15 protein-coding genes are annotated in these 15,143 nt (G+C 58.1%); 10 read left to right on the top strand and 5 right to left on the bottom strand.

From position 1 onward, the window contains the following. The first annotated feature begins 57 nt into the window (after nt 1–57). The 6 genes from ABH922_RS25410 to ABH922_RS25385 all read left to right on the top strand — a co-directional run bounded on the left by ABH922_RS25410 (nt 58) and on the right by ABH922_RS25385 (nt 4,944). Nucleotides 58–978: a polysaccharide deacetylase family protein gene (locus ABH922_RS25410; protein WP_424809834.1), complete on the top strand. Its 921-nt coding sequence runs from the start codon at nt 58–60 to the stop codon at nt 976–978. A 112-nt stretch (nt 979–1,090) separates the two neighbouring features. Further along, the gene (locus ABH922_RS25405) at nt 1,091–1,828 is read left to right on the top strand and encodes an SDR family NAD(P)-dependent oxidoreductase (RefSeq protein WP_424809833.1); all 738 of its coding nucleotides are present in this window, start codon (nt 1,091–1,093) and stop codon (nt 1,826–1,828) included. Between the two features lie 580 nt (nt 1,829–2,408). Next, a complete protein-coding gene (locus tag ABH922_RS25400) occupies nt 2,409–3,065 on the top strand; it encodes an integrase core domain-containing protein (protein ID WP_424809832.1) in 657 nt (218 codons plus the stop codon). A gap of 118 nt (nt 3,066–3,183) precedes the next feature. Beyond that, nucleotides 3,184–4,443 carry an MFS transporter gene (locus ABH922_RS25395; RefSeq protein WP_424809831.1) on the top strand — a complete coding sequence of 420 codons (1,260 nt, stop codon included), beginning with the start codon at nt 3,184–3,186 and terminating at the stop codon, nt 4,441–4,443. A 74-nt stretch (nt 4,444–4,517) separates the two neighbouring features. Beyond that, entirely contained in the window at nt 4,518–4,682 is a 165-nt protein-coding gene (locus ABH922_RS25390) for a hypothetical protein (RefSeq protein ID WP_424809830.1), read from the top strand. A gap of 7 nt (nt 4,683–4,689) precedes the next feature. Then, complete coding sequence (locus ABH922_RS25385) at nt 4,690–4,944, top strand: integrase core domain-containing protein (RefSeq protein WP_424809829.1); 255 nt, start codon at nt 4,690–4,692, stop codon at nt 4,942–4,944. A gap of 210 nt (nt 4,945–5,154) precedes the next feature. Here ABH922_RS25385 and ABH922_RS25380 read toward each other — a convergent pair whose 3' ends face one another. The 3 genes from ABH922_RS25380 to ABH922_RS25370 form a co-directional block, all read right to left on the bottom strand. Further along, entirely contained in the window at nt 5,155–6,201 is a 1,047-nt protein-coding gene (locus tag ABH922_RS25380; protein ID WP_424809828.1) for a helix-turn-helix domain-containing protein, read from the bottom strand. Then, on the bottom strand, nt 6,198–6,809 hold the full coding sequence (locus ABH922_RS25375) for a hypothetical protein (RefSeq protein WP_424809827.1): 612 nt from the start codon (nt 6,807–6,809) through the stop codon (nt 6,198–6,200). Before ABH922_RS25375 ends, ABH922_RS25380 begins: the two co-directional genes overlap by 4 nt. A 118-nt stretch (nt 6,810–6,927) precedes the next feature. Beyond that, nucleotides 6,928–8,679 (bottom strand): hypothetical protein, encoded by a 1,752-nt coding sequence (locus tag ABH922_RS25370; RefSeq protein ID WP_424809826.1) that lies wholly within the window; start codon nt 8,677–8,679, stop codon nt 6,928–6,930. 764 nt (nt 8,680–9,443) lie between these two features. Between ABH922_RS25370 and ABH922_RS25365 the strand changes: the two genes are divergently transcribed. Next, complete coding sequence (locus ABH922_RS25365) at nt 9,444–9,812, top strand: hypothetical protein (RefSeq protein WP_424809825.1); 369 nt, start codon at nt 9,444–9,446, stop codon at nt 9,810–9,812. Nucleotides 9,813–10,050: 238 nt separating this feature from the next. Here ABH922_RS25365 and ABH922_RS25360 read toward each other — a convergent pair whose 3' ends face one another. Further along, nucleotides 10,051–10,371, bottom strand: a complete 321-nt coding sequence (locus tag ABH922_RS25360; RefSeq protein ID WP_424809824.1) for a hypothetical protein — start codon at nt 10,369–10,371, stop codon at nt 10,051–10,053. A gap of 350 nt (nt 10,372–10,721) precedes the next feature. On the opposite strand from ABH922_RS25360, the gene ABH922_RS25355 reads away from it, so the two are divergent. The 3 genes from ABH922_RS25355 (at nt 10,722) to ABH922_RS25345 (ending at nt 14,139) form a co-directional block, all read left to right on the top strand. After that, on the top strand, nt 10,722–11,831 hold the full coding sequence (locus tag ABH922_RS25355; RefSeq protein ID WP_424809823.1) for a tyrosine-type recombinase/integrase: 1,110 nt from the start codon (nt 10,722–10,724) through the stop codon (nt 11,829–11,831). Between the two features lie 2 nt (nt 11,832–11,833). Then, on the top strand, nt 11,834–12,166 hold the full coding sequence (locus ABH922_RS25350) for a helix-turn-helix domain-containing protein (RefSeq protein ID WP_424809822.1): 333 nt from the start codon (nt 11,834–11,836) through the stop codon (nt 12,164–12,166). Between the two features lie 1,073 nt (nt 12,167–13,239). Then, nucleotides 13,240–14,139, top strand: a complete 900-nt coding sequence (locus tag ABH922_RS25345) for a hypothetical protein (protein ID WP_424809821.1) — start codon at nt 13,240–13,242, stop codon at nt 14,137–14,139. A gap of 269 nt (nt 14,140–14,408) precedes the next feature. Here ABH922_RS25345 and ABH922_RS25340 read toward each other — a convergent pair whose 3' ends face one another. Continuing rightward, nucleotides 14,409–14,924 (bottom strand): MarR family winged helix-turn-helix transcriptional regulator, encoded by a 516-nt coding sequence (locus tag ABH922_RS25340; RefSeq protein WP_424809820.1) that lies wholly within the window; start codon nt 14,922–14,924, stop codon nt 14,409–14,411. Between the last annotated feature and the right edge of the window lie 219 nt (nt 14,925–15,143).

Raw genomic sequence — 15,143 nt, 5'->3', positions numbered from 1 at the left:
TTTCCTAAACCTGCCCGTATTCGAAGAAATACAACAAGAATAAGGAGAGAAAGAATCATGGGTCATCTTAAGTTACCTGAGGGTAAGAAGATTGCCGTCAATCTTGGAACGGACTTTGATGCGCAGTCGCTCTGGATGGGTGGTTTTAACAAGCCAAGCCCGTCCTACATGTCTCGTGGCGAGTTCTGCGCGAAGGTCGGAGTACCGCGCCTGCTTGACCTTTACAGCCGATACGATATAAAGACCACCTGGTTTACCCCGGGGCACACGGTGGACACATTCACCAAGGAATGTGAGATGGTGGCCGAGAAAGGCCATGAGTTTGGCCACCACGGCTACTTTCACGAAAATCCCAGTCTGATCGACGCAGGGACCGAGGAAGAGCTTGTTCAACGTGCTTTCGCCACGTTCGACAGGCGACTTGGTGTTCGGCCGACCGGATATCGGTCTCCGTACTGGGACTACTCCGATAACACCTTGGACATTGTCGAGAAGATGGGATTCAAGTACGACTCCTCGCTGATGGGGCGTGATCTCGAGGCATACCGTCCCCGGCGTTGGGCTATCGACTGGGAGAACGGTAACACGCCGGGTAAGGCAAGCCATGTCATCGAACTGCCGGTGAGTTGGTACCTTGATGACTTCCCCCCGCTGGCTTGCATTACCGGAGTGCAGGCCGGGCAGCAGGACAGCAGGACCATCTTTGAACGGTGGCGTGACATTTTCGACTACGGCTACGAGAACGTCGAAGGCGCTGCATTCATTTCGTGTGTGCATCCGCAGACCGTCGGACAGGCCCACCACATGATGTGGTACGAGAAGCTGATCAACCACATGGTCTCGCGTAACGGTGTCTGGTTCGCCACGACCGACGAGATTGCTGACTGTTGGGTGGACGACGAGGAGGATAAGCGGAACATGGAGCTTCCTGACATCCGAACCACTGCGACTCGTCCGAGTTACTACCCCGACTTCTAGGCACTCGGCTCACTGTCTATCGCGCGGCCTGTTCATCGAACGGGCCGCGCGATACTTCTGCACCCGAAATCCTTTCGCACCCAGTCAATATGCAAAGAGAAAAGTGACAATCATGAGTGATCGACTCGTAGGAAAAGTTGCCATCCTCACCGGAGCTGCTCGCAGCATGGGCGCAGCTCAGGCCGAGTTGTTCGTGGCAGAGGGCGCCAAAGTGGTGATCGCCGACATCCTGGACGACGAAGGCGAGCAGCTCGCCGACAAGCTTGGTGACTCCGCGATTTATGTACATCTTGATGTGGGCAACGAATCCGATTGGGAAGCCGCAGTTGCGACCACTCTCGCCGAGTTCGGCGGGATCGACGTTCTGGTAAACAACGCCGGTGTCTACCGGAGAGCAACGTTCGAGGAACTGACACCTGAGCTGATCGACCTGCACTACCGAGTCAACCAGCTCGGTGTGTTTTTAGGCCTGCGCGCGGTCTACGCGCCAATGCGCGAGCGGGGAGCAGGATCGATCATCAATGTTTCGTCGATCTCGGGTATGCGAGCGCTGCCCGGGCACGCAGCATATGGCACCACCAAGTGGGCCGTGCGTGGTCTAACCAAATATGCAGCCACTGAGTTCGGCCGACACGGAATCCGTGTCAACTCAACTCATCCGGGTTTCATCGATACCGTCATGCTCGAAGAGAACAGCGCCGAGGTCAATGGGGGTATCCCCGATGTGACGCCGCTCGGACGCAAGGGCACAGTCGACGAGCTTGCCGAGGCGACCTTGTGGCTAGCTTCGGACGCAAGTTCCTACGTCAACGGCGCAGAACTCACGATCGACGGTGGCACAAGCATCTGACGAGGACTTCCTACTTCTACGCGTCGGCGGTGCCGATCCTATCCAGTTAGGTACCGCCGGCACGTACAACAACCAGATCCTTCAAGGCTCAACGTTGTTTGGCGTTTCAATTGTTCGGCGTTCGGACGCTGCCCCACCCTCCTTCCCCGGTCCTGAGTGCATACAATCTTAATGTCCGTCTACTCACGGTAATCGTTAAGTCACTGCACATTCGAAGCGCAGTCAATTCGATCGCAGCCTAGTTCTAAAACTGATGGAGGTTGTTGACAGTTGAGTCTTCCGATGAGAGGAAGATTCCATGTCACCACGAGAGTTCGAACGCCGGGCAAAACACAAACTCGCAGTGTTGCGCCATGATGGAGGAAGTCAGTGGCAGTGTCGCCGCGACCTGCCGCTACTACGGCATCAGCCGGGCAGTGCTACTACGTGTAGCGGCGACGGTTCGACGAAGAAGGGTTCGAGGGGCTGAACGATCGATCGAGAGTGCCGCACCATCAGCCGACCACAACCGATCCGGAAGGGAACAGAGAAGATCCTCTGGCTTCGCCAGCAGTACCACTTCGGGCCTCAAAGGATCTTGATGTACCTCGCCCGCTACCACGAGGTGACCATCAGCCCGTCCGGTGTGTGGCGCATCCTTCGCAAACTGGGCCTCAACAGGCTACCGGCCTCGTGGGCGCTGCACACGCACACAGACCCGGTGGAAACTGGTGCGAGAAACAACGCCCCGGCCACCAACTGCACGTGGACGTCAAATTCATTGAGCCACTTGGCCAAAAAGGAAAGAAGAAGCGTTACTACCTTCTGCACCGCGATCGACGATTGCACTCGATTGCGGGTCCTGCGCGCCTATCCGCGCAACGATCAGAAGGTCGCGATCCAATTCGTCGACCATGTCCTCTCGAAGCTGCCGTTCCAGGTCGAGAAGGTCCAAACGGACAACGGCCAGGAATTCGGCTCGGCGTTCTACTGGCACCTGCTCGACTTGAGTATCGGGCATGTCAAGATCCGTCCCCGAACTTCACGCCTGAACGGCAAGGTCGAGCGCTCGTATCGTATCGATTCCGACGAGTTCTACCGCCTGCTCGAAGGTGAAGTCATCGACGATGCGAACCTCTTCGCCGAGCGACTCCAACAATGGGAAGATCACTACAACTACGATCGACCCCTTGGCGCACTCGGTGGCCAAACACCCTACGAACGTCTCAAGCAAAAAGCACAAGACCCGCTGTCATAAGCCTCTTTCAGTTGCACATCTAGTCTGGTCCACATTTTTTGCGACATCAGGCGCAGCGTCATGAGGCTGACTAAAGTCTTCCTGCTATCCCTCCTGCCCCGAAAGAACCAGAATTGTCATGACCAACACTCATATGGTGCACGATAAGGTTTCTACACGAGATATTCGACGATCGACAATCATCTGCATGATTGCGGGAATCGTGGCAGTTTTCGACTTCATCTTATTCGGCACTCTACTACCACGAATTTCCGAAAGTTTTTCCTGGTCAACATCGCAAGCACTGTTGGTCTCGACATTGGTGAGTGTTGGTACCGCCGTTGTGCTGTTCGGCATTGGTCCTCTCGTTGACCGACTTGGCCGTAGAAGGGGCATGATTTCTACGGTACTCGGCACGGCCGTTTCATCGGCGGCGACCGCGGCAGTAACTGGTGGTGTGAGCATGGTCGCTGTGAGGTCGGTCAGTGGACTGAGTCTAGCCGAGCAGTCGGTCAATGCCACGTATCTGAACGAACTATACAACGCTGCTGAGGATGAAAAGGTCACTCGCAATAGAGGGTTCATATTTTCAGCCGTCCAGACCGCTTGGCCACTGGGCGCGCTCACCGCTGCCGGTTTCGTTGCCGTCGTCGGCTCACTTCTCGGCCTTGACCAGTGGCGATGGATCTTCTTGATTGCAACGGTTCCAGCGTTGATCGTCGCCTACTGGTGTCGATCGCTGAGAGAGAGTCCGCAGTTCCTCGTCCAGAATGCTGCACGAGAGACCGGTGTGGGTGGTGAAGGATCGATCTCGACGATCTTCAAACGGACATATCTTCGGAATACGATCGTGCTTTCGTTGGCATGGCTGTTCAACTGGATGGCGATCCAGACTTTCAGTGTCCTGGGTACAACCGTACTCGAGGTCGGAAAAGGGTTCAGCGCCAACAATAGTCTGATGATAGTAGTCGTATCCAACTTGGTTGCGATGCTCGGCTACCTTGCTTTCGGATGGCTTGGTGACCGAATCAGCCGTGTCAAAATCATCAGCTTCGGCTGGCTAATCGGTGCTGCACTCTTCACCGCGATGCTGGCTGGCCCCGATGATACTGCATTTGTGCTCGTCACCTACATGGCGGGATTGTTCTTCCTCCTCGGTCCCTACGCAGCCGTCTTGGTCTTCCAGTCCGAGTGCTACCCGACTGAATGTCGAGCCACTGGTGGCGCTTTTGCATTCGCCATGAGCCAGCCAGGCGCTATCTTCGGTGGCCTGTTGCTTTCAGCTGCAACGGGTCTGGGATGGAGCTACGGTTCGGCGGCGCTGGCCGTCGGCGCAGGATCATGTCTTCTGTCCGGACTGATCATGTTTTCCGCTCGCACGATCACCGCGCCTTCATGAGAGGCGGCTGCGGTGTCCCAATAATCTTGGACAGTGACTCTCAGTATTGAGAGGATGGTGATGGTGTCGCCACCTTGCCCGTACCGAAAGCGCACTTCCAGCCCAGACCCTCTGTGCGGGGCATCGTCGAACGATCCATACCAGCAGAGGATCTCGTCGCAGCGCTGGCGAAGGCGTTCGCGCTCTGGGGCGGCCCACCGCAGGTCCTGCGGTGCGACAACGGGCCCGAGTTCATCTGAAGAGGCGTTGAGGACGTTCTGCGAGGACCAGGTCGGTATCGGTTATGTTCCCCCTGGTCAGCCGTGGAAGAACGGGTACATCGAATCCTTCAACAATCGTGTCCGCGACGAGTGCTTGAACATGAACGAATTCCACAGCCTCCTCGAAGCAAGGGTGGTCATCGAGGATTGGAAGGAGGACTACAACAATCGACACCGTCATTCATCGCTGGCGTACCGAACTCCGAATGAGTACGCTGCCAGCTGTATTCACACGTATTGATTCTCTGATAGCGAGTGGCTCACCAAACGGGGTCCTACCAGGACAACAACACAAGACCTGCCTTCCGTATCCATCAGAGGGACTGTCAGTGAAAGTCTGCCGGATTCCGACTCGAACTGAAGGGGCCAACTGCAATCGCGGAAAACCCACCCAAGCGTGTGCCGGGCGGGATTCCGTGCTTGTTATTGGCGAGATGTTCCTCGATCTCGGTCAAACGGCACGCAAGCGTTTTTCGGGGGAGAGGAAGACCGTTTCGTTGGCCGCTACCCGGTGGCCGATGAGGGCGGCTGCTTCCTCTCGTGACAGGCCGGCTTTCGATATCAGCATCTCTCCGATGCTTCGTGCCAATTCAGGGGTTTCTGGCGGGATTTTCTCGGATCCTGGTTCGTTCACCTTCCATCCTCGGGCGTTCAATGAACGGTAGAAGCGTTGGCGATCGTCTGTGCTGACCTTGCCCATGCGGTATGCGCGATCGTAGAGGGCCTGCATCGAAACTCCCCACACCTGTTTCATTGCAAGCAGTTTCGCTGGTGTGAGATTTCTGAATTCGGACTCGATGATGTGCGCCGGCATCAAGAGTTCGGCCGCGAATTCGTTCGCCTGAACTTCCATGTCGGCATCGATGTACGTGTTGTGCAGAACCAGGTGCCCGAGTTCGTGTGCGAGTGTCATTCGCTTGCGATCGGCAGGCAGTGCGCTGTTGAGCATGATGATGGGATAGTCGCTTGCCCATTGCGACAACCCGTCCATGCGGTGCGTACCGAAGTCTTGTTCGACGACGATGACTCCGGCTGACTCGACCCATCTGGTGAGATTGCGGACTGCCCCGATCGGCATTTTCCATTGCGCGCGAAGTATCCGTGCCGCGTCGGCCGGTGTCGTGTCGTCCGGGTCGAATGTCGGTACATGATTTTGCGGCGTCATCGGGACGCGCTGCAGTAGAAATGCTGCACGCATCCGATACAGGTTCAGCTTCGCCTCTGCCAGTTTCCAATCGGAAGCCTTGGTTGTCTTCTGCCGACGCATGTGGGCGTCGGCAGCGATTGCCCCCTGCAACCTGAATGCATGAGTCAAGAACGGTACCGACACGTCGAGGGCACGACTCATGCGTTCGAGGATCTCGCTGTCGGGTTCTCGAAGGTTGTTCTCGTAGCGGGACAGCGCTGCTTGTGTGATGCCGAGCTGCTCAGCCAGGTCCTCCTGAGTCATCCCGGCTGCGCGCCGCGATGTCAGGATTACGTCGCCGATTTGGTTCATGATCCTTCTACTGTGTCTTCGCTCGTAGCGACAACATCGCTGAGATCGAGCTGGGGCAGCTGCGGGTCCACAGGTGTCCAGGTGATGCCGGTGGCCTGTCCGGACTGGCCCGAGTGCAGCAGAATCGACCAGATAGGTGTGTCTTTGCTGTCGCGGAACGACAAGATTGTGTCGCCGATCGCGGCCTCTTCAGGGTTCCATATGTATCCCATTGCCAGGCTCCACAATTCGAGGTCCGGCAGTTGCGCGGTGGCACTGTTCGTCCAAAATGCGAGTGCACCGGTGGTCGGGTAGCTCGTAATCTTCAAGTTTTCGGTGTGGCGCTTGATTCGGACCACGTAGTTGGTGCCGATGTGGATTTCCCGAGTCGGTTCGTCGTCCTTGAAGTGGATGTCGCCCTCGTCTGCTGTGCGCAGCATCGAGTCCCAGATGCGTTCGTGGATGAAACCGGCGACGAACCGTTTAGAGAAGTTGACGAACCATTCAGGTCGGAAGTCGCGAAACTCTTCCAGATCGGCACGTGCCTTGTCCACGGACGCTACGAACGCGTCAAGGAACTTCTCGCCCAAGTCGTCGACGACTTTCTGCCGATCCGGGTATGAATTCATACCAAAAAATATACCACCCGCACTCGATTGCGCTGGTCGACCGAATTTCACCAACGGAGGGGATTCGCATCTAGGGATTTCGGTGGCGAGGTTGTCTGTGGCATCGCGGACGGTTTGCTTAGTCGTTGATCGAGTCGGGGCCGGCCCACATGAGTCGGGCGGTGTTTTTGCCCAGTGCGGGGCGGATGACGGCTGTGATTCTTCCGTCGTTGCCGATTTTTCGTTCGGCGACGTGACCCGCTTCGAACACAGCTCGCATCCACCCGAGCGGGATGGTTGTTCCTGCGATGGAGATTTGGAGTGGAACGTCTGCAACCCATGCGTGGGGTACTTCGGGTTCGGGTGCTTCGATGCCTTTGTGAATGTCGACGGATAGTTTGTCCCATCCGATGGTGATATCGGTGTCCCGGAGTAGGCGGCCGATGCGGATGGTCTCGGATGCTTCGTCGGCGGTAATCGAGTCGAGGTCGGGGATTTTGATTTCGTTGTCGGCGTACTGCTGGATTGTGGCCAGGGCTTGGATGTAGTCGTGGCGAATTCCGGCGGCACGGGTTTCACGGTTGCGGGGTTTGCTGTGGGTGAGGCGCTGATTGTGTTTGCGCCGCAGCGCTCTAGGGTTTGAGATCCGGAACGTGTTCGGCGCGACGGCGTGGTGCACGAGGGCGAGCGCTGGCGCGATGTCTGCGGCGAAGTGTCCGGTCACGTCACCGATCGTGAAGTTGTAGGTTATGTCCCAGTCGCGTTCGCGCTTTTTCGACAGGATCTCGACGGTGAGTATCCCCGAGGGATCTGTTCCGCGCGTCGACAGTCCGGTGCCGTCGTGGTTGCTGCTGGGCGCGGAGAAGTGGATCGGTACTTCTCCGAGCTTTACCTCGTCCGGGCTGAACACGCTCATGACACGGTCGTACTCTGCTTCGGGGTTCTCGAGCTCGTAGATGAAGAGAAGACCTTCGTCGGTGGTTCCGCCGAGCCCCCCGGGCAGGTCTGCAACGAGTTCACGGATCCTGAGTGGTCGGGATGGTGCGAGGCCGTAGTCGAGGAATTTGCGCCATTCGCGTTCTTCGTCGCTGTCTTTGTCGACGACGATCGTTCCCTTGTGGGTGATGGGTCGCTCGTAGAGGGATTCGGCGCAGCGGGCGAGGATGTGGACGGTCACGACCCGGCCTTCGACCTGATTGGACACCGATGTGACAAGGGCGGGGTATCCGTCAGGGAGATTAGGGGGCGCTGACTGAGCGGTTCCTACCGCGAAGTCGTATATGTAGTGGGGGTCTGCGTCATTCAGCGTGACGTTGAGTAGTGCGATTCGATCGACAACTGCTGCGGGCTCGAGTCCGCGGTATGCCTTCAAGGCAGTCTCGGGGTCGACTTCGGGAAGCATGATCTTTGTGGTCGCATGGAACCTGCTCAATTCCTGTGCCAATTGGTCTCGGCCACCTTCGAGGTAGTAGTCGATGACCTGTGGGAAGTCAGCTGCCCAGTTGTCGAACACTTCGAAGCCTTTCCACGTGGCTTCGAACGGGTCTGACTCGGTCATCTCGTCGAACCATGTGTCGTTCTCTGGTGTCGGGTTGAGGGGCAGCGTCAGATGCCAAGTGTCGATGGTCCATCCGCGCTTGGCTGCATACGCCTTGATCCGGTTGTAGGACTTGAGGATTTGCACCAACTGGTTCGGCGTGAGGTTCGCTGCGAACTTTTTGACCTGGTAAACCTCGACATGGTTGTCCCCGAGCGGTACGTATACGTCAATGCCGCCGTCGCCCCGTGATGGGCGAATCCGCCGGGCTGAAGGACGCTCGCGGCAGATGCACATGGCTGCAAATGCTTCGATGTCGTCACCTTCGTATCGACTCCAGGGAACCCGTGACATTTTCGACCTCCGAATCTTGACTAAAGAATTTTGTATCACGGTATCGATCTGTGAACTGGGGCGATGACATGTCTCTGGTGGTGGGGTACTCGCTGAGTCGGTAAGTACGAACTCGGTCGATAGTTCGGCGATGCCGGGTGTGGCAGAAGGACCTGGTGGTGCTCGCGTTGTCTGATGCAGAGGGGGAGACGGTGAGTTTGCCGGGGCTGATCGTGCGGCGTTGGTGGATGCGGTGCGTGAATTGTGCGCCCTGCGTGTTGGTGGGCCGGTATGAGCGCCCCGGCGGGGTATGTGAGTTGTTCGGAGCGGGCGCAGCGCGCGGGTACACATTACGTCGAGGAGGCGGTGCGGGTGTATCTGATACGTGATCTGGGGTGTGGATGGGTGGGTGATCGATCCGGTGTCGTTTGGTGAGCCGTTGTATTCGGATTACGACGATTATGGTCCGCTGACCGAGGAATGCCGGTGTGAACGTCCGCAGGAGTGTGCGGCTGTCGCGTCGAGGATGGATGGTACCAGCCGAGTTACTGGCCTCGGTCGACACACTCATCGACAAGATAGCCGGATGCGAATCTGTTGCATAGCAGTGTCTTTCGGTGTCCTGTTGGTGTCGGGTAGGATGTGTCAGGTGGTAGGGGGACCAGTTTTTCTGCTGGTTTGGTCGCCGGTTGTGGTTCCTTTGCCGGGGCGTGGCAGTGACCGACTTCTGACAGGGTTTTTGCTGCTACGCCCCCCTTTTTTCTCGGTGTGGGTGGGGGGATGATGTGTCGTACAGCGCCAGTCCGGACGGTTCCACGGTGGTGGCCGCGTTCGACCCGGAGGTAGGTCAGTCCGGTGCGCCGACGGTCAAACCGGGCGGGTACCGCACGATCGAAGATCTCGCCGATCGTGCGGCGGAACGCTCGTCGGCGCGGGCATTGGACGAGATGGTCGAACTCGCCGCTCTGACCCGTGCCCGTAAAGATCTCGAGCGGGCGTTTCCCCGCGCATCGGTCGAGCAGGTTTCGGTGCGTAAGCGGCGCCTGCTGCCCGAGCCTGACGCAATCCGGATTCCACCCTCGGCGCGTCAACGCAAGGATGTTCTTCATCAGGACGTAGCGCAGCGGAGTTCATTTGGAGAATCCCAGCGCTGAGCTTGTTGCCGCGTATGCAGAGTTGCAGGCTGCGGAGGCGGCGATTGATCGTGGCTACAGGGTCGTTATTAAGCCGCCGTCGACAGCCCGGATCGGTTGCGCTCCTTGCGGCGATGTGAGTGACCCGAAAACGGTTCGGGCTCTTGCTCGGCTGTTGAGCGATCACGCCGAAAAATTCGAGTAGGAGCAGTTCACCGCCACATTTGTTCTGGTCAGTCCGATTTTTGTTTGGAAGTTTTCAGTCGCGGCCGAGGTCGTGGGCGCGTTTCGGTGTCTGGGTCCGCGGGGTTTCCGGCCCGGTCGTCCCTGATTCCCGTGAACTTGTCGGTGGCTGTGCCGGGTAGTCGAGTAGGCGGCTGCGCATGAGGTCGCTGAGTTCGTTGGGGTTGTACGGTGCGCGGTTTCCGCTGCGGAGGTGCTCGATCATCGCTTTGTGGTGCTCGGCTACCTGGAGGTGAATGGCTGTGTCTTGTGTGGCCGCGAGGGTGGGTGGTTCGGTGTTGTTGCGGTGTACGCCGGCGGCGAGGACATCGCGGAGCGGTGTGTGGGTTGCTTCCATGGCGACGTAGCGGGCTGCTTGTACTGCGGAGGCGTGGACTTTTTGCCAGTCGATGCTCCAGCCGGAGGATTTGAGGAGTTCGTCGAAGAAGACTCGTTGTGTGCGGGAGTTGCCGTCTCGGAATGGGTGCAGGACGAACCGCCACCTATTCCATCAGATGCAACATCGCGGTGACCTGCACTGATCCGGCACGAATGTGAGCGCGAGCGCTGCCAAGGACACTTCATGGAAGATACCTAACTCACGATGTTGGTGCACTGTTGCTAGACAGACGAATTCGCGACGAATGCGGCCCATCTTCTGTCCGGGACTCTTGCGGACGGGTCTACGTTTGATGCAACATTGTTGCTGTGAGTACGCCTTCTGAATCTGTCATTGCGGAGTTCCGGCGGCGCGGCATTGTGCCCATCGATGAGCCAGCTTTTGTATTCGACGAGATGGTCGAGGGCTTCTCGCAGCAGCAGGCAAGTCGGGGCCTAGCGAAGGCTACGGTCGAGGTCCGGAGATCGCAGATCCAGCGGTTTCGGCACTTCACAGACACTTACCCTTGGCAGTGGCTGCCCGGAGATCTGGAGGACTTCACCACGAGCCTGCTCTCGGGTGACAAGCCTCGTTCACACTCGACACTGCGCGGCTATCAAGTGACGTTGCGACTGTTCTGCGCGTATCTGACTGACCAGCGCTACAACTGGGTCAGCGAGTGCCGCCAGCGGTTCGGAGAAGTCCCCACCCAGATTTGTTTCGAATGGAACACGATCGCGCATCTGGCAGCATTTGAAGGAAAACCCGGGCGACGGCCGTTCGATTACGACGAGCTCGAGAAGTTCTTCGACGTCGCCGATGCCCGCGTAGACCGCATACGCAGCAGCGGACGTAAAGGGGCTCTCGCCGCACTACGCGACGCACAGTTGTTTAAGACGATCTATGCCTACGGGCTCAGGCGGACCGAGGCACTGCAACTCGACGTTGCCGATCTACGTTCCAACGCCAAGGCAGATCGGTTCGGTCGCTTCGGTCTCCTCCATGTGCGATACGGCAAAGCTTCACGCGGCACACCGCCGAAGCGCCGGTCTGTTCTGACATTGCCCGAGTTCGATTGGATCGTCGAAGGTTTGGACTTCTACCTCGAAGAGATACGAGAGAAGTTCCACCCGGGTGAGAGCCCCGCATTGTGGCCGACCGAACGCGGGACGCGGGTGGGTGGCAAGTACTTCAATCTGCGCTTCGCCGAGTTGCGCGACGAGGCGGGCCTCGACGAAAATCTCACGCCGCACTCGCTGCGCCACTCATATGTGACCCACCTGGTGGAATTCGGATACTCCGAACAGTTCATTCAGATCCAGGTCGGACACGCCTACGCCTCAACGACCGCCATCTACACCTCCGTCAGCGACGACTACCGCAACAGCGTGGTCTCCGACGCAATCAATCGCTTCTACTTCCCAACCAAGGACGGATAGCAATGCGCTCCACAATTGACTGGCGACTGCGATCGTTGATGGCCGAGCGCGGCATGTTCCAAACCACTGACCTTCTGGAACCTCTGCGCGACGCTGGCATCGCACTTTCGCGTGAACAGGTCTTCCGCCTGGTCACACAGACCCCGCAACGAATGAATATGGAAGTCTTCGCCGCGTTATGCACAATCTTCGACTGCGAACCCAACGACCTCATTCACGTCGCCGCGGCCGTCCAGGACACACCGCGCCGAACTGGGACCGGCGGCCCAATCGATGACATCGGCGATGCCCGCCCAGTGCGAGCGCGAATAAACCGGCCACAGCACCGGAAATGACGACAACCCGCACCGGCCGAGATCTAACCGACGCCATCACAAAACTGCTTGCAATCAAGAAGATTCAGGCACTAGACCACGTAGTGGCCGAGGAGATCGCCCGGGTGGACCCCACGCGGCACACCACACTTCTCAGATATCTCTCCCGCTCTGATGTCGATCTCGCATCGGTTGACCCCGAGACACCAATTGCAGCCCAAATCTTTCTTGCACGGTTGATCCGACGAGGCGTCACCACCATCGGCCTACCTGCATGTCCGAGTTGTCACCAACGCCGCGTCCTGCGACGCCGAGATCCGGAAGGACGGCGCGTTTGCTACCGCTGTTACGAGCGGCAACACTATGGCGAGTGTCCTACATGCCAGCGCATGAAAAAACTGACATCAGAAACCGACGGTCAGGGCCGGCGACTATGCCAACGGTGCTCACCGCGAGGCGCCACCCAAATCACCTGCTCTGCTTGTGGGAAGAACGTCACCGCAGCCACCAAGATCGACGGACAAGACGTTTGCCTGAGCTGCTACCCACGCAAACCGAGCACCTGCTCAGCATGTGGCAAGGAGAAGAAAGTCGCCAGCCATATCCGGTCGACGCCCCACTGCTTCGCCTGCCACAACCGCATACTCCGAAACCCGCAACCATGCCCGATCTGCAGAGATAAGCGAATCTTGGCGTTCACCAACGAAATCCAGACACCGATCTGCGCCGAATGCGCCGGTCAACCAGCCCGGTACGCATGCCGCAGATGTGGCAGCGAAGAAAATGCCTACGGCCGGTTCTGTGGGAAATGCACCCTCCATGACCGGCTCACCGTAGTCCTCAGCAATCCCGACTCCGGCCAAATCAGCGAACCGATGCAAGCGCTCTTCAACTACCTCACGCAGCTACCCCGTCCAGAGCAGATCATCAAATGGCTCCACATGGGACCACACACTGACCTTCTTCACGAAGTCGCTATCGGCGTCCGACCACTAACCGAGCAAACATTCGCGACGGCAGAAGGAGGAAAAGGGTTACTCCACCTGCGGTCACTCCTCGCTGACAGCGGAGCGCTTGCATACGAACAGCCTGCGTTGGCGAGACTCCATACGTGGTGCGATCAGCAACTCGCGGTTCTGCGACCGGCGGAGCGGATCATCGTCAACCAGTACCTCCACTGGGAACTACTCCGACGAGCGAAGCGAAATAACACAGGCGGCGACATCCTCGAGGGTGCGGCCAGCCACGTCCAAGCTGTGATCCGCGGAATCGTCAACCTCATAGCCTGGCTCGACACAGACCAGCAAACCTCACTCCGCAACATCACCCAAGAACAGATCGATCGCTACACACTGAGCGTCAATGCTGGGCGCTGGTTACCGCAATTACTCCGTTGGGCAACGACCAATGGTCACATCGAATTCGATGTGGTAGCAACATCTTTGTCGATCCGACAGCCGGCGGTCACGCTCACCGAGGACCGCTTGGATCGCATCGTCGACGCGGTACTCAAGGACACGTCACTTCGCCCTAGCCTGCGACTCGGCGTACTCCTCATTGCGATGTACGGTCTACCCGCAAGACGGATCGTCAGGTTAGAGCGAACACAGATCATCAAAGTTGGTGCTCACGACGCCGCTCTCACCTTTGGCGAACATCAACTCTTACTCCCGCCGCCGGTCGCTGACATCAGCAGGGTCCACCTGCAGAGCATCTCGGACTCCCGGACAAGCTGGCTGTTCCCCGGCCGCCGTCCCGGCCAACACATGAGCGACCAGCAATTCCGGCGCGCACTGGAACCCTACGACGTCACCATCAGCCAGCTTCAAACCGCAGCACGCTACCGTCTCGCGGGTGCGGTTCCTGCGAAAATCCTCGCCGACAGCCTCGACTTCGACATCAGCACCATCGCCAAGTACGCAAGCCTCAGTGGCGGGCGATGGGGCGACTACCCGCTCGTTCGAGCGACACACGGAGTTGAACCTGCCCGCTAACTGCGCGAATGGTGGGTGCGGTGCAAAAGGTACCGCTGGTCACTTACCGCTAGAGATTAGATAGTTGGCGTAAGTTCCGGTTCACGATATCGGATTCCGGTTGCGTGTCGGATCTAGAGTTGCCTGTGCCGCAGAAAACCAATTCTTGAGAAATGAGTCGGTAATCGTGGTGAACGAGCCGGGGAGGTTCGCGATCGCACTCGCACCGGTTGCTGCAGCCTTCAACTACTCGGCCTGGATTACATCACGTGGCGGCGTGACTCCGAGGCCTAATTGGCCGGTCGGGAAAACCCCTCGAGGCCGGATTCCATCGCCTCAGCGAGACGGTCCAGAGCATCGAGAATGTCTGCCCGGGTCTCGCCGAGTCCGGCAAAGAGCTTGCCGTGTGCGTCGAGTTCGCGAGGGAAAATTTGATCAATCGCGGCCTTGCCCGACTCGGTCATCAGGATCAGCGCCGAACGCTTATCCGAAGGATTCTGGACACGCGCAATGAGATTGCGTTTCTCGAGTTTGGCTAGCGCTTTACTCACACCGGCCCGGGACATGCTCAAGAGTTCCGCGAGCCGTATGGCGGTTACCTGCTCCTCCGCGTAACGCAGAGGGACAAGCAGTTCCACCTCTGCGACGGTCAGTTCGGCATCGGCATAAATGGGCTCGACTGCCAGTTCCAGCAACCCTGTGATGCGCTTGAGTTGGGCGACCATCTCCATGGCCGCGATGTCGAGATCAGGGTTGAAGCTGCCCCAGAGCGTGCATGTGCGTTCTCTGAGTGAGGGTTCGGACATAACCACCAAATTTTGTTAACTAGCGAACAATCTGATACTTTCTCAGCCTAGCCTATTGCCTGCCACACCGCTTTCGCCCAGCATCAGCAGGGAACGAACTCGAATGCCATAAACCAGCACCCATCACGCTTCGACAGGTCCTGCGGCGTGATCTCCGCACCGGGAACTGCGACTGAGAATCGCATTGCCACACAAACGAACACAGACATCAACGGGGGA

It is taken from the genome of Rhodococcus sp. 27YEA15 (assembly GCF_049739425.1).
Lineage (GTDB): Bacteria > Actinomycetota > Actinomycetes > Mycobacteriales > Mycobacteriaceae > Rhodococcus_F.
The sequence above is the reverse complement of the archived record's forward strand: the minus strand, read 5'-3'. Positions and strand labels throughout refer to the sequence as shown.